17 protein-coding genes are annotated in these 21,327 nt (G+C 60.3%); 7 read left to right on the top strand and 10 right to left on the bottom strand.

The features are described from left to right. Positions 1-9: 9 nt before the first annotated feature. From kdpC to kdpA, 3 genes are read right to left on the bottom strand one after another with little or no spacing between them, the layout of a single operon-like run. On the bottom strand, positions 10-573 hold the full coding sequence (gene kdpC / locus BW978_RS03940; RefSeq protein WP_076392379.1) for a potassium-transporting ATPase subunit KdpC: 564 nt from the start codon (positions 571-573) through the stop codon (positions 10-12). Positions 574-575: 2 nt separating this feature from the next. Continuing rightward, on the bottom strand, positions 576-2,612 hold the full coding sequence (gene kdpB / locus BW978_RS03935) for a potassium-transporting ATPase subunit KdpB (protein ID WP_076392377.1): 2,037 nt from the start codon (positions 2,610-2,612) through the stop codon (positions 576-578). A 10-nt stretch (positions 2,613-2,622) separates the two neighbouring features. Further along, positions 2,623-4,332, bottom strand: coding sequence for a potassium-transporting ATPase subunit KdpA (gene kdpA / locus BW978_RS03930; protein ID WP_076392375.1), 1,710 nt, complete (start codon positions 4,330-4,332; stop codon positions 2,623-2,625). Between the two features lie 559 nt (positions 4,333-4,891). On the opposite strand from kdpA, the gene BW978_RS03920 reads away from it, so the two are divergent. Then, positions 4,892-6,424 carry a sensor histidine kinase gene (locus BW978_RS03920; protein WP_076392371.1) on the top strand — a complete coding sequence of 511 codons (1,533 nt, stop codon included), beginning with the start codon at positions 4,892-4,894 and terminating at the stop codon, positions 6,422-6,424. 46 nt (positions 6,425-6,470) lie between these two features. Here BW978_RS03920 and BW978_RS03915 read toward each other — a convergent pair whose 3' ends face one another. The 4 genes from BW978_RS03915 to BW978_RS03900 form a co-directional block, all read right to left on the bottom strand. Continuing rightward, the gene (locus BW978_RS03915; RefSeq protein WP_076392369.1) at positions 6,471-6,986 is read right to left on the bottom strand and encodes a hypothetical protein; all 516 of its coding nucleotides are present in this window, start codon (positions 6,984-6,986) and stop codon (positions 6,471-6,473) included. Between the two features lie 212 nt (positions 6,987-7,198). After that, positions 7,199-8,308 (bottom strand): extracellular catalytic domain type 1 short-chain-length polyhydroxyalkanoate depolymerase, encoded by a 1,110-nt coding sequence (locus BW978_RS03910; RefSeq protein ID WP_076392367.1) that lies wholly within the window; start codon positions 8,306-8,308, stop codon positions 7,199-7,201. Positions 8,309-8,409: 101 nt separating this feature from the next. Next, the gene (locus tag BW978_RS03905) at positions 8,410-9,021 is read right to left on the bottom strand and encodes a general stress protein (protein ID WP_076392365.1); all 612 of its coding nucleotides are present in this window, start codon (positions 9,019-9,021) and stop codon (positions 8,410-8,412) included. 31 nt (positions 9,022-9,052) lie between these two features. Then, the gene (locus BW978_RS03900; RefSeq protein WP_076392363.1) at positions 9,053-9,370 is read right to left on the bottom strand and encodes a PepSY domain-containing protein; all 318 of its coding nucleotides are present in this window, start codon (positions 9,368-9,370) and stop codon (positions 9,053-9,055) included. A gap of 239 nt (positions 9,371-9,609) precedes the next feature. On the opposite strand from BW978_RS03900, the gene BW978_RS03895 reads away from it, so the two are divergent. The 3 genes from BW978_RS03895 (at position 9,610) to BW978_RS03885 (ending at position 12,375) form a co-directional block, all read left to right on the top strand. After that, on the top strand, positions 9,610-10,611 hold the full coding sequence (locus BW978_RS03895) for a sensor histidine kinase (RefSeq protein WP_076392361.1): 1,002 nt from the start codon (positions 9,610-9,612) through the stop codon (positions 10,609-10,611). Positions 10,612-10,862: 251 nt separating this feature from the next. Next, positions 10,863-11,915, top strand: coding sequence for a sensor histidine kinase (locus BW978_RS03890; RefSeq protein WP_076393191.1), 1,053 nt, complete (start codon positions 10,863-10,865; stop codon positions 11,913-11,915). Between the two features lie 67 nt (positions 11,916-11,982). Beyond that, entirely contained in the window at positions 11,983-12,375 is a 393-nt protein-coding gene (locus BW978_RS03885) for a response regulator (RefSeq protein WP_076392359.1), read from the top strand. A 44-nt stretch (positions 12,376-12,419) separates the two neighbouring features. Here BW978_RS03885 and catE read toward each other — a convergent pair whose 3' ends face one another. From catE to BW978_RS03870, 3 genes are all read right to left on the bottom strand, one after another. Then, the gene (gene catE / locus BW978_RS03880) at positions 12,420-14,564 is read right to left on the bottom strand and encodes a catalase (RefSeq protein WP_076392357.1); all 2,145 of its coding nucleotides are present in this window, start codon (positions 14,562-14,564) and stop codon (positions 12,420-12,422) included. A 99-nt stretch (positions 14,565-14,663) separates the two neighbouring features. Then, a complete protein-coding gene (locus BW978_RS03875) occupies positions 14,664-15,167 on the bottom strand; it encodes a YciE/YciF ferroxidase family protein (protein WP_076392355.1) in 504 nt (167 codons plus the stop codon). Positions 15,168-15,398: 231 nt separating this feature from the next. After that, positions 15,399-15,695 (bottom strand): PRC-barrel domain-containing protein, encoded by a 297-nt coding sequence (locus BW978_RS03870; protein WP_076392353.1) that lies wholly within the window; start codon positions 15,693-15,695, stop codon positions 15,399-15,401. A gap of 290 nt (positions 15,696-15,985) precedes the next feature. On the opposite strand from BW978_RS03870, the gene BW978_RS03865 reads away from it, so the two are divergent. From BW978_RS03865 to BW978_RS03855, 3 genes are all read left to right on the top strand, one after another. Then, positions 15,986-19,129, top strand: coding sequence for a hybrid sensor histidine kinase/response regulator (locus BW978_RS03865; RefSeq protein WP_076393189.1), 3,144 nt, complete (start codon positions 15,986-15,988; stop codon positions 19,127-19,129). A 347-nt stretch (positions 19,130-19,476) separates the two neighbouring features. Next, on the top strand, positions 19,477-20,418 hold the full coding sequence (locus BW978_RS03860; RefSeq protein WP_076392351.1) for a hypothetical protein: 942 nt from the start codon (positions 19,477-19,479) through the stop codon (positions 20,416-20,418). Further along, positions 20,415-21,299: a HesA/MoeB/ThiF family protein gene (locus BW978_RS03855; RefSeq protein WP_076392349.1), complete on the top strand. Its 885-nt coding sequence runs from the start codon at positions 20,415-20,417 to the stop codon at positions 21,297-21,299. Before BW978_RS03860 ends, BW978_RS03855 begins: the two co-directional genes overlap by 4 nt. Positions 21,300-21,327: the final 28 nt, after the last annotated feature.

The following is a 21,327-nucleotide window of genomic DNA, read 5'->3' as shown; positions in this document are numbered from 1 at the left end:
TCTCACATATTACCGGGCATCGAGCGCCAGGTTGAGCTCTAGCACATTGACCCTTGCCTGGCCGATAACGCCGAAGGTCGGAATTTCGGTGTGCTGCGCGACGAGCGAGGCGACGGCAGATGGATCCAGCCCCCTCGCCTGCGCAACGCGCGCCACCTGAGCTTCCGCAAAGGCCGGCGAGATATGCGGGTCGAGACCAGAGCCAGAGGTGGTGACGGCATCGGCGGGGACAGGCTGCGCGATGCCGGTTTCGGTCAACCGGGCGACATCGGCGGTGACACGATCCTTCAATTTGACCGAGGTCGTGCCAAGGTTGGAGCCCGAGGAGGCCGCCGCGTTGTAGGGGTCTGGACCCGTTGCGGAGGGCCGCGGCCAGAAGTAGCGCTCCGAGGCGAAATTCTGACCGATGAGCGCGGAGCCGATGACCCTGCCGTCGCGTTCGATAAGGCTGCCATTGGCCTTTGCTGGCATGACCGCCTGGGCAATGCCGTTCATCGCGAGCGGATAGGCGAGGCCGGTGAGTGCGGTCATGGCGACAACGAGCGTAAGTGCGGGTCTGAGATGGTTGATCATGTTTACACCAGATGAAGAGCGCTGACAGCGATGTCGATGACCTTGATCCCGGCAAAGGGCAGGATCAGGCCGCCGACGCCATAAACCAGCAGGTTGCGGCGAAGCAGAGAGGCAGCACCGGACGGACGGTAAGCCACGCCTTTCAATGCCAGCGGGATCAGCGCCACGATGATCAGCGCGTTGAAGATGACAGCCGACAGGATGGCCGATTGCGGTGACGTCAGCCCCATGATGTTGAGGGCTTCAAGCGCCGGGTAGGTGGCGACGAACAGCGCCGGGATGATGGCGAAGTATTTGGCCACGTCGTTGGCGATCGAGAAGGTCGTGAGCGACCCGCGCGTCATCAGGAGCTGCTTGCCGATCTCGACGATCTCGATGAGCTTGGTCGGGCTGGAATCGAGGTCCACCATATTGGCAGCCTCGCGGGCGGCCTGAGTGCCGGTCTGCATGGCGACACCGACATCGGCCTGGGCAAGCGCCGGAGCGTCATTGGTGCCGTCGCCGCACATGGCAATCAGGCGGCCGCCCTGCTGCTCGCGGCGGATATAGGCAAGCTTGTCTTCCGGGGTCGCCTGGGCGAGGAAGTCGTCGACGCCGGCTTCGGAAGCGATGGCGGCTGCCGTCACCGGGTTGTCGCCTGTAACCATGACCGTACGAATGCCCATGGCGCGCAGGGCCGCGAAACGTTCCTTGATACCGGGTTTGACCACGTCCTTGAGGTGGATGACGCCGAGCAGGCGGTCTCCATCGGCAACGCCGAGCGGCGTACCGCCGGTGCGGGCGACCTGATCGACGGCCCGGCGGAAATCGTCCGGCGCATCCTGATCCGTGAGACCGGCGAACTTCAGCACGGCATCGACCGCGCCCTTGCGCAGACGGCGCTGGCCGATGTCGACACCGGAGAGGCGCGTTTCGGCGGTAAAGCCGATAACGGCGTCAAACTCGGCCTTCGGCATGGGCACGCCGAACTCGCCCGTCGCCAGCGCGACGACAGAGCGCCCTTCCGGCGTTTCGTCCGACAGCGAGGCGATGAGGGCGGCTTCCGCGAGTTCGGTCGGCGTCACGCCCGGAGCGGCGAGGAAGTCGCTGGCCATGCGGTTGCCGAAGGTGATCGTGCCGGTCTTGTCGAGGAGCAAAGTGTCGACGTCGCCGGCGGCCTCGACAGCGCGGCCCGAGGTGGCGATCACGTTGAAGCGCACGAGGCGATCCATGCCGGCGATGCCGATGGCCGAGAGCAGGCCGCCGATCGTGGTCGGGATCAGTGTCACCAACAGTGCTGCCAGCACCGTGACCGAAAGCACCGTGCCGGAGTAGCCGGCGAGGCCCCAGATCGCGACGCAGACGAAAAGGAAGATCAGCGTCAGGCCGGAGAGCAGGATCGACAGCGCGATCTCGTTCGGCGTTTTCTGGCGCTTAGCGCCTTCGATCAGCGCGATCATGCGATCGACGAAGGAGGAGCCGGGCTGGATGGTGATCTTGATCTTGATCTCGTCTGACAGAACCTGCGTGCCGCCCGTGACCGCCGAACGGTCACCACCGGATTCGCGGATGACGGGTGCGGATTCGCCGGTGATGGCGCTTTCATTGACCGAGGCGACACCCTCGATCACTTCGCCATCGCCGGGGATGAGTTCTCCGGCTGCGACCAGCACGATATCGCCCACCTTGAGGCCGGAGGCCGGGATGGTTTCGGTCTTGCCGTTGGCTCCAAGCCTGCGGGCAACGAGCTCGGACTTGGTCTTCTTTAGGCTATCGGCCTGAGCGCGGCCTCTGCCCTCCGCGACGGCTTCGGCGAAGGTGGCGAAGAGCACGGTGAACCAGAGCCAAGCGGCGATCTGGCCGGAGAAGCCGGCCTCGCCCGGATTTTGGGCGAGGTCGCGGATGAAGAGGATGGTCACGACGACTGCGACGATTTCGGTCACGAAGATGACCGGGTTGCGCAGGAGCTTGCGCGGATCGAGCTTGACGAACGCGTCGCGGATCGCTGGAAGCAAGATCGTCGGATCGAGAAGACTGGGTGCCTTATTGTCCTTGGACATGGGTGTTCCTTCAGAAGGTCTGGCCAGCGAGCATGGCGAAATGTTCGACGATGGGGCCGAGCACCAGTGCGGGCAGGAATTGCAGGCCGCCGAGAATGAGGATGATGCCGATCAGGAGCCCGACGAACAGCGGGCCATCAGTCGGGAAGGTGCCGGCGGAGGCCGGCGACTTCACCTTGGCGGCGAGCGATCCGGCGATTGCCATGACCGGCACGACATAAGCGAAGCGGCCGAGCAGCATCGCGATCCCGAGCGTGGTGTTGTACCAGGGCGTGTTGCCTGACAGACCGCCGAAGGCCGAGCCGTTGTTGCCGGCAGCCGAGGTATAGGCATAGAGGATTTCCGACAGTCCGTGCGGGCCTGCGTTGCCGACGCTTGCCACCGCGAAGGGCAGCATGGCCGACACAGCCGTGAAGCCCAGAATGACCAGCGGCAGGATGAGCACGGCGAGCATGGCAAACTTCATCTCGCGACCCTCGATCTTCTTGCCGAGGAATTCCGGCGTGCGCCCGACCATCAGGCCGGCAACGAAGACGGACAGGATTGCAAAGACCAGCATGCCGTAGAGGCCCGAACCGACACCACCGGGCAGCACTTCGCCGAGCTGGATCAGGAACATCGGCACCAGGCCGCCGAGCCCCGTGAACGAGCCGTGCATGCCATTGACGCCGCCATCCGAGAGGCCTGTCGTGACGGCCGCATAGAGGGCGGTCATGGCCTGGCCGAAGCGGACTTCCTTGCCTTCCATGTTGCCGAGTGCTGGATCGACACCGATCGCCGTCAGGATGGTGTTGCCCTGGGCTTCCGCCCAATAGGTGACGGCCACACCGGAGATCAAGAGAAAGGCCATGGCTGAGATCAGAGCCCAGCCCTGCCTGCGGTTGCCGACCATCTGGCCGAAGGTGTAGGCCATGGCGGCAGAGATCGACAGCATGGCGAAGATGTTGAGATAGTTCGACCAGGCGGTCGGGTTCTCGAATGGATGCGCCGCATTGACGTTGAAGAAGCCGCCGCCATTGGTGCCGAGCTGCTTGATCGCTTCCTGGGATGCGACGGGACCGAGTGAGATCACCTGGTTGGCACCTTCGAGCGTCGTCGCTGTGACGGAGCCGGAAAGCGTCTGCGGCAGGCCCATGGCGACGAAGGCGAGCGCGACGACGATAGCAAGCGGCAGCAGCACGTAAAGTGTGGCTCGCGTCATATCGACCCAGAAATTACCGAGTGTTGCGACCTTCGAACGGGCGAGTGCGCGCGTGATGGCAATCGCGAGTGCCATGCCGGTGGCTGCCGACAGGAAGTTCTGCACGGTGAGGCCGGCCATCTGGGAGAAATGGCTGAGCGTGGTTTCGCCGCCATAGTTCTGCCAGTTGGTGTTGGTGACGAAGGAGACCGCCGTATTGAAGGCGAGGTCCGAAGGCATTCCGGCAAAGCCTTGTGGGTTCAGCGGCAGAAAGGCCTGCAGCCGCAGCATGGCGTAAAGAGCGAGAAAGCCGGCAAGCGAGAAGGCCAGCATCGCAAGCGTATAGCCGAGCCAGCTCTGCTCCTTTTCGGGGTTGATGCCGCCGACACGGTAGAGATCACGCTCGAGGCGGCCGAGCACGGGGGACAACAAGGTCCGCTCGCCGGAAAACACCCGCGCCATATAAAGGCCGAGTGGTTTGATGACGAGGAGAACGGCGAGGAAGAGGAGGCTGATCTGGAGCCATCCGACTGTTGTCATGGATCTGCTCCCGATCAGAAACGCTCGGGACGCAACAGCGTCACGACGAGGTAGATGCCGATGGCAATGGCGACGATGAGGCCGAAAAGAGGTTCAAGCATTTGCGTGCCCCTCACAGCCGGTCGAGCGCGCGGGCATAAAGCGCGAGCACAAGAAGCGTGCCCGCGCCCAGCGCGATGAAGATCAAGTCGGACATGTCCGTTTCTCCTGTTGATACCGACACAGGATTAAGGCCGCTTCGGGTCAGGCTTCGATTGGGAAGAGGTGGGAGGGGCGTAAAGAAAAGATAAGGATGCACCCGCAGGGCTGTCTTGCCATTGTCGTCACCGGCCTTCCCTTTGAAAGGCTTCGATCCGGTCGCTGCGCCGTTTGACAAGAGACCTGGGTTGCATGCCGAAAATCGGCAATCTTCCGACAGACCCTTCTATCCCGAAATGGCTCGGACTAGTTCGTTATGTCGGGTTGATAGGATCTTCGGCATGCCCTATCCTTCTGCTAATACAAAAGAAATTAGCGGGCCGGCTCGAGTGTGAGCCGCACCGCAGGGCCGGGACAATTCATGGAGCGTTACGCACCGGGCAAGGCCCAGAAGTTCGTCGTTATGGCGATCGTGGCGGCGTGGGTGGGCTTTATCGCCCTTGCGTCCTCCTGGGCGTTTCAATCCTATCATGCGACAGTCAAGGCAGCAGAGGACCGCGTCGCGACCTCCAGCCTTGTGGTCGCAACCCACGCGAAATGGATCTATGAGTTCGGGGGGCAAGCCACACGCCGGCTTGCCGACCTCGTCGAATCTGGTCGGGCCCCCCTGCAGGTGAACTCGGTACAAGACATCAACGGCGCCCTCGAGGGACTGCCGGGAGCCGTCAAGGCCTATGTGGTCGCCGCCGATGGAAAAACCCTGTACTCGACGGACCCGGAACTGAAGCCAATTGACATCCGGGATCGCGAATACTTCAAAGCGCTCGCAGCCGGCCGTGAGGAATACGTCTCCTCACTTCTGATCAGTCGACTCAGTGGCGAGCAGATCTTCGTATTCAGTCGCAGGTTCGAGCTAAACGGGGCTTTTGCAGGCGTCGTCACGGTGTCGCTCTCCACAGACCTGATGCAGCCGATCTGGGAGGCCGTCAATCTTGGGGGTAACTTCGCCGTCAGCTTTATCCGAGAGGACGGACAACTGGTCGCGCGCTATCCCAAGCCCGAAGCCGGTCTCGATATGAGCGGCTACGTGCTTTTCACGGACTATCTCAAGGGCCAATCGACCGGCACCTACATTGCCGATGCATCACCGCTCGATGGTGTGCAGCGGATCGTCGGATACAGGAAAGTGGAAGGCACTCCCTTCGTTGCCGTTGCGGCAGCGGATCTGGGCGTACTCATGCGGCCCTTCTGGCACAACATCGAAGTCTTGTCCGTGGTTACAGCTCTTGCCTGCCTCGGCTCGGTCGCTGCAGGGTTTCGGATCAGAAGCCTGCTCCGCATCCAGGATGACCAGGCAGCCGCGCTTCAAAACGCATTGGACAAGAACGAGCTTCTCCTGCGAGAGATTCATCATCGGGTGAAGAACAACCTTCAGTCGGTCATGTCGCTGATCCGAATCCATCTGAAGCCGGGAGAACAGTCGCAGGCCTTGAGTGACCGGATCAAGGCGATGGTCGCCGTGCACGAACTGATTTACCAGCATGACGCCTTTGAAGCGCTTGACGCGGCACAGCTGGTCCGGCGGGTCACGGAGAATGTGATCTCTGCTTATGGTAGTGGGGTCGCCATCGATTTCGACCTTGCCCCGCTGAGCGTATCCAATGACCGAGCGACCGCACTTGCCCTGCTCGTCAACGAGGTGGTCAGCAACAGTCTCAAATATGCGTTCGAGGGTCAGGACAACGGTAGAATCCAGGTCCGCCTCCACAGCGAAGAGGCCGATGACATGTCCATGCTCGAAGTATCAGACAATGGGATCGGTTTCGATACGGCGGGCGTCGTCAAGGGCACCGGCACGAAGCTCATGGAAGGCTCCATCAGGCAACTTGACGGCAGCTACACGCTGGATGGCAGCGATGGCACGCATTTCTCAGCGCGAGTGAGGCTGATTTAGCCATCACCCGCAACGGCGAAATACGAGCGGGAGACACTCGGCAGCATCAACCGCGACGCAGATCGATACGGCTGGTAACGATCGATTGGCCGGTGTTGGGGTCCGTATCAACCGTTGTCAGACGCATCCCGGTCTCGCCGACCTTCTCGATCGTCATCTGTGCGCGCCGGTCGCCATTGACCTCTTTCGCCCAAGTGATGCCGAGATTGATTTTGTCTCCGGCGCGCTGTCCGCCCAGTCCTGCAGTTCCGGTGCCAGCCCCGACATAAGAGCCGGCGTATCGCGTTCCGCTGGCCTTGAGATCGGCGCTGATGGCGCGGGAGAATATCGCAAGGCTCGTGCATCTGCCGTCTAGCGAGAGCGATTGGGATGTCGTGGCCGATGTAAAGTTGCAGGTCACGTTTATCGGCGCGGAATTGGCCCGCACCTTGACTGTGCCCTTACCGTTCCAGCTCCCGGCGATGGACTTCAGAAAGACGGGGTCGTCGGCATGGGCAACGCTTCCCGAGGCCAATACGATCGCCGTCGCGGCGGCCATGGACCAGGCAAAAAATCTCATCATCGACTTGTCCTTCAATCGCGGTCTACCGGCGCTCTGGCAGCGGCAGATTTCGCAGGAAGTTATGATGGCCAACCTTTGGGGGGCCAGGAAGTTCCGGAAATCCGGGAATTATTGATCGTGGGCATGAACCGGGCAGCAGTGTTCACCCCTTCCGATACGAAGCGGACATTTCCCAGCCGCCTCGGCAGCAAAGCCTGACATCCGTGATCACGTCACTTCATCAGCCCTGCGGCCCGCAATGCACCCTCGATGACCTCCTGAATCCCATGATGGTTCTGTGGTTGACCATCAGGCGTCTGTGGTTGACCAGGAGGCTGCGACGGAGCGCCTGGCGCGTCCGCCGTTGCGGTCTTTTCTCTCCGCTCGAAGGACGGTGTCAGGCCCCAGGCACGCGCAATGTGCACGGTCGAGGATATACCGACATCGAGCATGTGAGCGGCAGGTCGACCGTATCCGGAGGCTGGATCGACGGGAGTTCCATGACCCATTCCGACAATCCGATAAAGCTCGATGGCATCGCGGCCGGATGCGTCTTTCCAGGTTTCCAGCGCGTGGCCGCCATCGAGAAGCTGAGCCTCGCTCGATCCCACGTCCGCCCCGTGGACACCGAGCCACTGATCGATGATTGCACGGGAGTTTGCGTCGGAAACGGTGTTGTCGGTCGTTCCGTGCCATACGGATACCGTCGGCCAAGGTCCTTCATGGGCTGAGGCGTTCCTCAGCTTGGCATCGAGCATCGTCGAAGATGGAAGACCATGCCCTCGCATCCGATCGAATGCTTCCGGTACAGTGGACGCGACGCCGAAGGGAAGGCCTGCGATGATCGCGCCACCGGTAAAGACCTCTGGATAGGAGGCAAGGAGCGCATTGGCCATGGCGCCGCCTGCCGACAGGCCCGTGACGAAGACGCGGCGCGAATCGACACCGTGATCCTCGATCATGCTCGCAACCATCTCGCGGATCGACAGGACCTCGCCGCCATCGCGGGTGACGTCATTGCTTTGGAACCAGTTGAAACAGAGATTGGCGTTGTTTTGGCGGGACTGTTCGGGGAACAAGACCGCAAAGCCATAGTCGTCGGCGAGCCGTGACCAGCCGGATCCATGATCATAGGCTGCCGCTGACTGCGTACATCCATGCAGGACGACCACGAGGGCGGGGGGAGACGCTGGATTGTCCGGGCACTGATACCAGCCCGTCAGTTGGCCAGGGTTTAGCCCATGGGAATCCAGCTTGGTGAGCTTGTTCGGCTGGTCGACGGCGCCGTGTGTTTGCGCGCGGGCACGAGCCAGCCGCTCGATCGTATCGGAAATGCTTCGCATGGTGTGGCCTTCTGGGGGTCCGGAAAGCCAACCGACATCCCTGTTGATAGATTTACAACGAATTCGAGGACCGGCGTGAGCCGATCCTCGCTTGCTATTGGTTAGAGAGTGCGAACGCGATAGCGGTCCCGCTCCTGTTCGATTTCGGCTGGGCCGTAGGGATCTGCGGAATGATCGAACTTCGTCCAACCCTGTTCCGAATAGGCCTGGCGGCGCGCCATCGCATCGACGCGATTGGACTGCTTGAGGATTGCTTCCGCTTCGATTTCCATACCGTCATCCACGCGAGCTGTGACGAGTGTGCCGCCACGGCGAACACCTTCCGCGTAGACATGGGCCTCGTCTTCGGAGACACCGGAATCGGTGAGTGCACCGATCAATCCGCCTGCTGCACCACCGGCAACTGCACCGGCAATGGCGCCTGCAGCGGTGGCCGCAAGCCAACCGGCGGCGACGACAGGGCCAACGCCTGGAATGGCCATGATGCCGAGACCGGTCAGAAGACCACCGGCACCACCAACAACAGCGCCGATACCGGCGCCGGCACCCGCACCTTCTGCAGCACCGTTGTCGTTGTCTTCATGCCTGTGGCGGTTGTCGGCATTGTTCGAAACAATGCTGATGTCGTCGGACGGGATGCCACGCGCTTCCAGTGCGCTGACGGCGGCGGATGCATCATTGTAGTTGTCAAAAAGTCCGGTAACGGTTTTCATGGGAATGACCTTTCTTTGCGTTTCCGCAAAATTATTTCGAGACGACGTTGCCCTGGTAATCCATGGCCACCGGCATGGACTTGCCGTCCTTCATCGCCGTGGCCTGCCAAACGCCCTGATCGTCGAGCATGAGGTCGGCAATGCCGGTGTAGCCTGCCTCTTCAATGCGCTGCCGCGCCTGTTCCTCGGTGAAGGAATTTGCGCCCTCCACAGGGGCAGCAGCATTCGGCTTATCCGGGGTCGCAACGGCAGGCGTGTCGCCATCGGTCGCCGGAACCGTCGTGGTCTGGGCATAGGCAGACACTGCCGAGGCGCACACGAGCGCCGCCGCGAAAATCATCTTTTTCATGGGTTTTCCTCTTTGCAGACCTGGTTGCTAGGTCTCGGAGCAAGAACACGAGCGCGTGATTAAAGTTCCGCGGCTTGCCTGCCTTTCGTTATAACCGACAACTTCTTCGTTCCGCACTTCAAAGCGCGTGGCGGAAATGTGCTGCGAAGGGAACCGACTGGTCACTGGCAGTCTTTTGCCTAAAAGGTCGTCCACGGATTGTGGATCGATGCGCTGCACCGTCGAACGGGAGAGCCTGCATGAAAGACGACGGTCCAACGCATACCGACTGGGATGTCCAAGCGCTACGCAGCGCCATCGAGTCCGCCGGGGTCGCTCTCTGGACCTGGATTGTTGAGAACGACGAATTCGTCATGGATGCCAGAGGCTTCGAACTCTGGGACATCTCTCCGGACACCGTACTGACTTTTGAACACTTGTCTGCGCAGGTTCATCCTGCGGATCGTGACCGCGTGAGGACGGCCTTTATGGCGACCCGCGTCATCGAAGGCCAGTTCGAGATCGATTTTAGAATTCTGACGAGCGCATCGGATGTGCGATGGATTTCGGCACGGGGCAAAGGAAGCAATGGAGATACCGCCACCGGAAAGACGTCGGGCATTTTTCTCGATGTTACGGGGCGCAAGCAGGCGGAGGAAGGCCACGAGTTGCTGGCCGGTGAAATGAGCCATCGGGTGAAGAACCTTCTCGCTCTCGCGTCTGGCCTGACGACAATCACGTCACGGACGACAGAGACGAAAGAGGAGATGGCGAAGCAGTTGACCCAGCGACTGACCGCGCTGGGTCGTGCCCATGACCTGGTACGGCCTCTACCCAATGGTCAGGGGAGTGCCGCCCTGCTTGGCGACCTGTTCTCGGTTCTGCTGGCGCCTTATGATGAGATCGGCGCCTTCGCAGGTCGGATCCGTGTCGCGGTTCCTCGCATGGGGATCGGCGAAAAGGCGGCGACAAGCCTTGCCCTGGTGATCCATGAGCTGGCGACCAATTCTTTGAAATACGGTGCCCTGTCGTCCGAACAAGGTTTGCTCGATATCTCCGGCTCTACCGTTGAAGAGAATGTCGAGCTCCTCTGGAGCGAACAGGGCGGGCCAGAGATACCGAGCCGCTCAGCTGAAGGATATGGAAGCAAGCTTCTCCACCGCACAGTCAGTGGTCACCTCGGGGGCTCGATTGCGCACGAATGGACCGCCGGAGGGGTCGTCGTGACCTTGACGATGCGGGTGAGCGATCTGACACATTGATCGGACCCGTGCCGACTGCAGATGGAAGGGGGCTTCAGTCGCTCCTGGAGGCAGAACGCCGCATTTGCTTGATAATCAGCAAGTTTCAAGCGCTCCAGCTTCGTTTTTGCCAATCAATCGAACAAATGATGCAGGGCACGCACATCCAGTGTGTTAACATCCTGCTGTCGGAATTGACCTCATCGTTTCTGTCGACACTCCTGCCGAGTCATGACTTGCGCCGTGAGTCTTCGGCCCTTGAGGGCCTCTATATGCCACAGACACCAGCAGTGCATTTTGAAGCGGCAAGCACACTTGCCGTTGTGACCTCGTCCAATGAACCACTGCTTTTTCTGTCCGATGATCTGAGGATCATTGCAGCGAGCGCATCCTTCTGCCGAGCATTCGAGATTGCCCCGGCCTCCGTCACCGGCAGGCGCCTCGGCGAACTCGGGCACGGGGAATGGGCAATGCCGAGGCTCGACTCCTTGTTGACGGCGACCGTCACCGGCAGTGTGAGCATCGATGCCTACGAGATCGACCTGAAGCGTCCGGACCAGAAAACGCGACAGTTGATCATTAATGCGCGAAAGCTCGACGATGGCGACCTCGAGCATATTCGCCTGCTTGTTGCCATCACCGACGTGACCGAGATGCGCGTCGAGGCTCGCCTGAAAGACGATCTGGTTCGCGACAAGGCCATCCTTCTGCAGGAAGTCCAGCACAGGGTCGCCAACAGCCTGCAAATCATTGCCAGCGTGCTCATGCAGAGTGCGCGCCGCGTTCAGTCGGAGGAGGTCCGCGGGCATCTCCATGACGCCCGTCACCGCATCATGTCGATTGCAGCCCTGCAGCGTCAGCTCTCCACCTCTGCCGGCGGCAGCGTTGAGCTGCGTGCCTATTTCACGCAGCTTTGCCAAAGTCTCGGCGCATCGATGATCGCGGACCCCGAGCGGCTGTCCATCCAGGTGACGGTCGATGACAGCACCGTCCCGGCGGATGTCTCCATCAGTCTGGGTCTGATCGTTACCGAACTCGTGATCAACGCTCTGAAGCATGCCTTCAGCGACGATCGGAACGGAACGATCGAGATCAACTATCTTTCTTCGGGCAAAGACTGGACCCTGTCCATTTCCGACGACGGAATTGGAATGCCTATCGGGAACGAAGCGCCCAAGGCTGGGTTAGGCACGGGTATCGTCGAGGCACTCGTCAAGAATCTCGAAGGCGAATTGACGGTAAGCGACGCTACCCCAGGCACAGTCGTGACGATCAGGCATACGGAAAGGTCAGGCCTTCGGACCGACTTTTCGCCGGCGGCATAGGGACAGATCGGTTCCTGAGGCGCCCAAGGCTGCAGAACTGCAGCCATTCTCATACAGCGAGTGAACAATGAAGAACGGCAGACCCGTCGTCCTGATCGTGGAAGACAATACGATAATCCGCATGAGCGCAGTCGATCTGGTCCTGTCGGCGGGCTATGAAGCGCTGGAGGCTGGCGACGCCGACGAGGCGATCCGCATTCTCGAAGGACGGGAAGACATCGATCTCGTATTCACCGATGTCCAGATGCCAGGGACGATGGACGGTATCAAACTGTCCCACTACATCCGCGATCGGTGGCCACCCTTGAAACTCATTGTCGCTTCCGGTGCAGCCATCGTCGAAGAGAGCATGCTGCCGGTCGGAAGCCGCTTCTTCCCCAAGCCCTATGACGACCTCACCATCACCGAAGCAATGGCGCGCCTGCTTGCGAGCGACGACCCGAAGGCCCGGTCGCTCTGAAGCAGAGACGATGGCTGGCCCCCATCAACTGGGGGCCAAACCGGTTACTTCGGTACGGAAGCCTTGCCCAGCTTCACGGACGGCTCTCGTCCCCAGACCCTGAGCTTACCCAGGGAGGATACGAAGCCTTCAAGACCTTCATCACCCGGCAAGGCGATGACGCCTTCATCGAGAGCCTCCGCAATGCCGGCCTTTTCGAGAAGCGGCATGGCCGATGGGTCGTAGCCGATGAACTTGCAATGCTGGAAGGCATCGGCGACGAAATCCCGTGCGGTTGCCTCCTTGACGAGGTCATCCATTGCTTCTGCCGATGTCAGCAGCGCGACGGCATCAAAGAGGACGGATGGCCCGCCATCGATCATGTGGTGCACCTCGATCCAGGTCCCATCCGACGCCTTGACGCCGCCGACCTTTGGCGCAATCAGCTCGAAGACGGCTTTTTCCTTGGTGATCGCCGCTGTCAGACCTTTGAGCAGCTTTGCATCGACGCCATCGGTGATCAGGATACCGAGCTTGCGGCCTTCGAAGCGTTGCGGCCCGCGTTCCACGATGCTGAGCGATGGTGCCGGCTCCAGATCCTGGCGCGTGGGCATCGCTGCATCCGCCGCTTTCGGCATCGACTTGAACCCGAGCTTCTGGGCCACGGTATTGGCCAGCGTCTCATCGATGTTGAGAAGATGGGAGACCATGCGCTCACGGATTACGGCGGTTTCTACCTTGCTGAGCTCGAAGGTCAGGGCCGCCGCGATGTGGCGCTGCTCCGGGGGCGTCTGGCTGATATAGAACTGCCGCGCCTGGCTGTAATGGTCGGCAAAGCTCTCGGGGCGAAGACGGGCCTTGGTGCCCTGCTCTTCAGCCGGGAAATGGCGATAGCCCCGCGTCGGCGATTCCCTCGGCCCTTCGCCAAAGGAATTGGGCTGGTAGTTCGCCCGCCCAACCGGATTGCGCATCGCCATGTGGCCATCCTGCTGGAAGGTGGCAAAGGGACATTTGGGCGCATTGATCGGCAGATGGGTGAAGTTTGGCCCGCCCAAACGCTTGAGCTGCGTATCGAGATACGAGAAATTGCGGCCCTGCAGAAGCGGATCATTGCTGAAATCGATGCCCGGCGGCACGTTCTGCGTCATGAAGGCAACCTGTTCGGTCTCCGCAAAGAAGTTGTCGGGCATGCGGTCGAGCACCAGCCGACCGATGGCGACAGGCGGAAGGATTTCTTCGGGAATGATCTTTGTCGGATCGAGCACGTCGAAGTCGAAGCTGTCGGCAAATTCCTGATCGAACAGCTGAACCTGCAATTCCCATTCCGGGAAATTGCCGGACTGGATCGATTGCCAGAGATCGCGACGATGGAAGTCGGGATCGGCGCCGTTGATCTTGACGGCCTCGTTCCAGGCCACCGACTGGAGACCCAGCTTCGGCTTCCAGTGGAATTTGACGAAGGTGGATTCGTCCTTGGCGTTGACGAAGCGGAAGGTGTGAACGCCGAAACCTTCCATGAAGCGGAAGGAGCGCGGGATCGTCCGATCCGACATGATCCACATGACCATGTTCATGCTTTCGGGCGTCAGGCTGATGAAATCCCAGAACGTGTCATGGGCGGTCTGCGCCTGCGGGAAGGCCCGATCCGGTTCCTGCTTGGCGGCATGGATCAGATCCGGGAACTTGATGGCATCCTGAATGAAGAAGACCGGGATGTTGTTGCCGACGAGATCCCAATTGCCCTCCTGGGTATAGAGCTTGACGGCGAAGCCACGGACATCGCGGGCGAGATCGGCGGATCCCTTGTTTCCGGCAACGGTCGAGAAGCGGACGAAGGCTTCAGTCTTTTCTCCAGGACGCTGGAAGAGATCGGCCTTCGTATATTTCGCCAGAGACTCGTAGGTTTCGAAATAGCCGTGCGCGCCATAGCCGCGAGCATGGACAACCCGCTCCGGGATGCGCTCGTGGTCGAAGTGAAAGATCTTCTCGCGGAAATGGAAATCATCCATCACCAGCGGACCACGTGGTCCGACGCGCAGCGAATTCTGGTCGTCGGAAACCGGGCCGCCCTGAGCTGTTGTCAGCAGGGGCGCGTCATCCTCGGCGATCTGATGCAGTTCGCCGCCTTCGCCGCGCTGCATGGTCTGGTCGTGGATCTTGGCAGTCACGGTTTTGGGCCCAGCGGACCCACGGGTTGATGTCTTGGCCATGGAGAACTCCTGGAGCATGTGCTCTGATGGTGGCGAGGAAAGCTGCTTGCAAAGCAAAAGACCGCCACAAAGGGCGGTCTCGCAGAGATCGGAGCCGGCTTAGCTGGCCTTTTTCATGCTCTTGACGTTTGCCGAAGCCTCGCCCAGAGTCGTCAGTTTCTGGTCGGTTGCAATCTCTTCCTGGAGATTGGCATCCAGCAACGGGATCGCTTCCTTCAGGTCGAGCTGCTTCGCCCAGGACTTGAGCGTGCCGTAGCGGGCAATTTCGTAATGCTCGACAGCCTGTGCCGATGAGATGAGACCCGCATCAAGGGCAGCCGTCCCCTTGTAGTCTTCCATGATCTCTTCGCCCTCGGCGAGGATGCCCTGGATGGCTTCGCAGGTTTTGCCGCGCGGCGACTTGCCGAGCAATTCGAACACTTGTTCCAGGCGCTCGATCTGGCCCTGGGTTTCCTCACGGTGCTGCAGGAAGCCAGCCTTGCCCTCTTCGGACTGGGCTGCGCGCGCCATCTTCGGCAACGCCTTCAGGATTTGCTTTTCGGCAAAATAGATGTCCTTGAGCGTATCAAGGAACAGGTCTGACAAAGTCTTTTCGGTAGCCATTGGGGGAATCCATTCAAATTTGGTGAAGTATCGGGTTTGGTGAAGTATCGGGTGCCCAACCTTTCAATGCCCCAATGGTTCCCCGTGTTTCGCCAGCCTTCCGCCTCGCGTCTTTTCCGGCATCAAGGCGAAGTCCGAGTGTCGTTTCCAATTTGAAGGAATGTCCCGAGTCTTGAGCGCACATATGGAAAAGCCCGGCGCAGTGGCCGGGCTTTCAAACAGGTCGCCTACTCAGTGGCGGTGCTCAGGCATGTCCTTGAGCTGGTCCTTGGTCCAGGTCGTCACGGCATGGACGTCGCCATCTTCGTCACGCATGAATTCAAGATCCGTCAGCGGCACGGCGACGGGCTTCGCTCCGATCCCAAGGAAGCCGCCGACGTCGATGATTGCCTGGCTGCCGGCACCAGCGCCGTGGACATGATCCACCTTACCGACCTTATGGTCGTCAGCGCCATAAACGGTCGCCCCTTCCAGGATTGCCGGGGTAAGTTCGGCCTCGGCAAGGCGGATATGATTGCTGTGATCCATGATTTCCTCCTTTGGTCATGAGAGAAGAAAACCCTTTCGATGGGGATCTGTTCCGCAGTGTGATCAGCGATCTCTTGGCGGGCGGATGTCCGGGGCTAAGCATACTGCCTGGCACCTTATCTAGAAGCTGGAGGAGAGCTTTGAATAAAGCGAAAAAACGAGCCTGACGTGGAACCAATTGGCTGCGAGAAAGTTTGCTTAAGCCGAATTGTGCGGCGAATTTCGATGGAAGCAGCATGACCCTCAATTTTTCGGATTCGCATCAGGACATTTTCATCGGCGACAGCGAGATGGCGCAACTGATGCGACGGCACGATTGGGCATCAAGTTCGCTTGGATCGCCGGATCGATGGCCGGAGGCTCTGAAGGTCGCAATCCGCCTGCTCCTGACCTCGAAATTCGAAATGTGGCTCGGCTGGGGGCCGGATATTGCCTTCTTTTACAACGACGCCTATCGGCCGACGCTGGGCAACAAGCATCCCAACGCGCTTGCCGTCCCGACGCATATTCTTTGGGCGGAGATCTGGGATGACATCAAGGACCGCTTGGCGACCGTCTATGAGACTGGCGAGTCAACCTGGGACAGGGCGCTTCTGCTTTTGCTGGAGCGCGGTGGATATCCGGAAGAGACTTATCACACCTTCTCGTACAGTCCGCTGATCGGAGACACCGGCAAGGTGGAAGGCGTCTTCTGCGCCGTCACGGAAGAAACCGAGCGGGTCATCAGTGAGCGACGCATGGCGACACTGCGCACGCTCGCATCAGGCCTTGCCGCCGCTGACATCGAAAGCGAGGTTCTAGACGCCTCTCAGAACGCATTGTGCGAAAATCTGCATGATCTGCCCTTCAGCGCTCTTTATATCTTCGACGACGAAGGGAATGCCCGCCGTCAATGGGTCTGCGGCGCCGAGGATTGTGATGAGTTGCTGCCCGCAGCGGTCTGCCAATCAGAAACGATATGGCGTTTGGCACGTGTCTGGGACAAGCAGGCGGTCGAGCTGGTGGAACTCTCGGGCGCTCACAACGTCCCGCGCGGGGTCTGGCAAACCGCGCCAAAGCAGGCAGCGGTCGTTCCACTGATCGGTCAAGGCGGTGACAAGGCACGGGGCGTTTTGATCAGCGGACTTAATCCGTATCGCACGGTCAGTGACGAGTATCTGGACTTCTTCCGGCTGATTGCCGGCCAGATCAGTTCGCGCCTTGCCAGTGCCGAAGCATTCGAGTCGGAGAAGCGACGCTCGGCGGCGCTTGCTGAGGCTGCCGATCTGCGCGAGAAGGCGGCCATCGCCCTGGAGCAGGTCAATCGTCAGCTTTCCTCGGAAGTGGAGCTTCGCACTGCCGAGCGCGACCGCATGCGGGCACTCTTCCAGCAGGCTCCGAGTTTCATGTGCATTCTCAGCGGTCCCGAGCATGTGTTCGAACTGGTGAACGACGCCTATCTCCAGCTCGTGGGGAACCGCATGCTGGTCGGCCTATCTGTCCGCCATGCGCTTCCGGAAGTGGAGGGACAGGGATTCTTCGAGTTGCTGGACAGCGTCTTCCAGTCCGGCAAACCCTATATCGGACGGAACCTGAAAGTTTACATACAGCGCGAGGGCGCCAGCAGCCCCGAAGAGCGGTTCCTCAACCTCATTTATCAGCCGATTTTTGATCAGGCCGGTCATGTCACCGGCATCTTTGTCGATGGTTTCGATGTGACCCATCAGCGGCGGGCGGAGGAGCAGCTCCATACCCTCAACCATACACTCGAGCAAAGAGTGGAGCAGCGTACTCATGAGCTGAGAACGGCTCTTCTGGAGCTGGAGAAGGAAACCGTCGAACGCGAAACCGTACAGCTCGCCTTGAGGCAGGCACAGAAAATGGAATCGCTTGGCAACCTCACAGGCGGCGTCGCCCACGACTTCAATAATCTTCTTCAGGTCGTCGGCGGCAACCTGCAGCTTCTGTCCAAGGATGTGGAAGGCAATGCGCGCGCCGAACAGCGCCTGCAGAACGCCTTGTCCGGCGTCACCCGCGGCGCGAAACTGGCTTCACAGCTATTGGCATTCGGACGCCGGCAACCGCTCGAACCGAAGGTCGTCAACGTGCGCCGGCTGATCCAGAACATGGATGACATGCTTCGCCGTGCGCTGGGCGAGGAGATCGAACTGGAGACTGTGGTTTCCGGTGGTCTGTGGAACACCCTGATCGATCCCAGCCAGCTCGAAAATGCGATCCTGAACCTGGCCATCAACGCGCGCGATGCGATGGACGGCCGCGGACGGTTGACGATCGAAGCTGCAAACTCCGTCCTCGATGACGAATATGCCCGCACACACGACGATGTGCGCCCTGGGCAATATGTGATGGTCGCGGTCTCCGATACCGGATCGGGCATACCCCTTGATATCATCGAGCATGTCCTTGAGCCCTTCTTCACGACCAAATCGGACGGCAAGGGCAGCGGTCTTGGACTGTCGATGGTCTATGGCTTCATCAAGCAATCCGGAGGCCACCTGAAGATCTACAGCGAAGCCGGGCATGGCACGACGATGAAACTCTACATGCCGCGCACCAACCAGGTCGAGGATAGCCTCACGGATCTGAGTGCCGCGCCCGCAAAGGGCGGCACCGAAACCGTTCTCGTCGTGGAAGACGACGATGGTGTGCGCGAGACATCTGTCGCGTTGTTGGCTGACCTTGGATATCGCGTCTTGAAGGCGCATGATGCACAAGCCGCATTCGCCATCGTCAACAGCGGCGTGCAGATCGATCTGCTTTTCACCGATGTGGTCATGCCGGGTCCGATGCGGAGCACCGAACTCGCGAGGAAGGCCAAGGCGCTCTTCCCTCGGATGGCCATACTCTACACCTCCGGCTATACCGAGAATTCCATCGTGCATGGCGGCAAGCTTGATGTCGGCGTCGAGCTTTTGTCCAAGCCCTATACGCGGGAAGCTCTGGCGCGCAAGGTACGCCACGTGCTCGGCAATGCACAGCAGCATCAGATTGCCGTTGAGCGGATGGCACGCGAGCATCAAGCCGCCGCTGAAAACTCGCCCGCCTCGGCGCCCGAGCCAACGAACAGAACCACGTTTGAGAAGATGCGAATACTGATTGTTGAAGACGAGCCTCTCATCCTGATGTCGACCGTCGACATGGTCGAAGAACTCGGACACGCCGTCGACGAGGCCAGATCGGCCGAAGAGGCGATCCAGATTCTGGACAAAAAGAGCATCGACGTTCTCTTGACGGATGTTGGGCTACCCGGCATGGCCGGCACCGACCTGGCAAGGATCGTTCGCGAACGATGGCCCTCCGTCAGGATCGTCTTCGCCAGCGGCGACAATGCCGCGAAGTCGGCTTCCGGCATAACGGACGCACTCCAGCTCTCAAAGCCATTCACCATCGATGAGCTCAAATCCATCATGGGGCAGGTGACCGAGGTCAACTGAGGCCTCCGCCCAGTTTTGTCTTCCCTTGCGAACATCACGTCCGGATGAGAAACCTCCGGCCGATCCCTGGCGGCTGCGCCGAACTTTCCATGCGGCAGCGCACGGACGCTTTTCGGGAAAAACCGCAGAGATCCGTCTGAACCTCGCCCCCACGAAGAGCCTCTGCTCTCCGGCAGCGGTCGCGAACTCACAAAAGGCCCCTTTCCAGAGTAAGGAGACGGGGCACGGTGCTCGGAATGTTACGGTCATATTGGCTGACCAATCAAGTTCGGTGTACCGAAACTTGCATAGTCCTGATAGAGCATGCAGTGAAACCGGATCGGATCGATTTCACGTGAGAGGAACCTTTGCTTCAGTTTCTTGGTGCGCTTGCCGGTAAAACTCTGTCGCTTTCGTTTCAGCCGTCACGCGACTACCGCGTGTTGATCGTCGAGCGCCCCGGAACAAGCTTAACTCCCCTCGAGTTGGACAGGCTCCAGCAAGACTGCGAAACGGTCCTGCGCGCCTGTCTTGGCGGGCAGATACTCGATTATGGGCTGTTCGCAGAGGATCGCGCGGCTTGGGATCATAGCGTGATCACGCTTGTCATCCGCGTTGCCGATGATCGGCCTGTCGCCTTCAACGCAATGCCGCTTCTCGATGTGATCCGCGGTGGGGTAAGCGAGACTGTGCTGCATCTGGGGCTGGTCATGGTCGATCCAGCCGAACGCAGCGGCGGATTGTCATGGATCCTCTATGGCCTCACCTGTTTCGCACTGTTCCTGCGGCAAGGCCTGCGCCCGCTCTGGGTCAGCAGCGTTACACAAGTGCCTGCTGTGGTCGGCATGGTGGCCGAAACCTTCAGCGAGGTCTTCCCGGCGCAAAGCGCCACCCCACAGTCCTTTTCCCACCGTCACCTCGCCCATCAGATCATGCACCGGCACCGCAAGGCCTTTGGAGTGGGCGATGATGCGGGATATGATGCCGACAGGCAGATCATCCTGAATGCCTATACCGGCGGATCGGACAACTTGAAGAAGACCTTTGCCGTCGCTGCAAAGCACCGGCGCGAGGAGTACAACGCCTTTTGCGAGCGAGAGCTCGACTATGGCCGCGGCGATGATGTGCTCCAGATCGGCAAGATCGATCTTGCCGCGGGTCAACGTTTCCTTGCCCGCAGCGTACCACGCAGCGCCTTGCCGCAATTGGCGGTGCAGGCGGCTATGGTGCTGGCCGGCGCAGTGCTGGTCCCACTGATTCAGTGGCTCGATCCGACCCGTCCTTACAACCGCCTCAGGCCGCTCAAATGAACAATGTCCTGCCCTCCTTCAGCTATGCCGAGATGACCACCCGCAACCGCGGTTTCGTGAACGAGGCCGAGCAGGCGCGCCTGCGCGACGCTTGCGTCTTCATTCCAGGCGTCGGCGGAATGGGGGGCGCTGCGTTCATGGCGCTGGTGCGCGCCGGCATCGGCCGCTTCGTTATCGCCGATCTCGACGTCTTTGAGGTGTCGAACCTGAACCGCCAGCTGTTTGCCCGGGCCGACACCATGGGCACGCTGAAGGCTGAGGCGGCGGCACGGCTGGCGCTCGAGATCAATCCCGAACTGCACATCGAAGTGATGGGCCGCGAGTGGACCGAACGGCTACCGGATATACTCCCCCGCGCTGATGTCGCGATCAACGGCACCGATGATGCTGCGGCGGGCGCGGAATTCTACCGCCAGTGCCGCGCTCACGGGCGCACATTGATCGATGCCTATGCATCACCTCTGCCGTCGGTGACCGTCGTGCGCCCGCACGATCCACGGCTGGAAGAGCGGCTTGGCTATCCCACGGTCGGCGTGCCGTGGCAGGCGATTACCCGCGATATGGGTGTGGAATGTCTGATGAAGGAGATCGAGTATGTGCTGGTGCATTCATCAAGCCACAAATATGTCGATCTCGACGTCGCGGGCCAGGTCGCGGCTGGCAAACGTTCGCGCTTCAGCTTTGCGACCATGGTAACGATGGCCGGCACTCTGATGGCGGAAGAGGCAATCCGGCAGATCCTCGGGAGGTCCGGCGGCACCGATTGCCGGGGCTATTTCTTCAACCCCCACGCCCAGCGGGTCGAACGGCCGCTGCTGCCGCCACTTGCTTTTGCGAAACGGGTGCTGGTGAGGCGTTTCATGGCAAAGCTCCTGGCATGACAGCGATAGGCGCCCTATTAACGGCTAT

Origin of the sequence: Rhizobium sp. RU33A (genome assembly GCF_900156055.1) — a bacterium.
Taxonomy (GTDB): domain Bacteria; phylum Pseudomonadota; class Alphaproteobacteria; order Rhizobiales; family Rhizobiaceae; genus Allorhizobium.
This window is presented reverse-complemented; position numbering and strand designations above follow the sequence as displayed.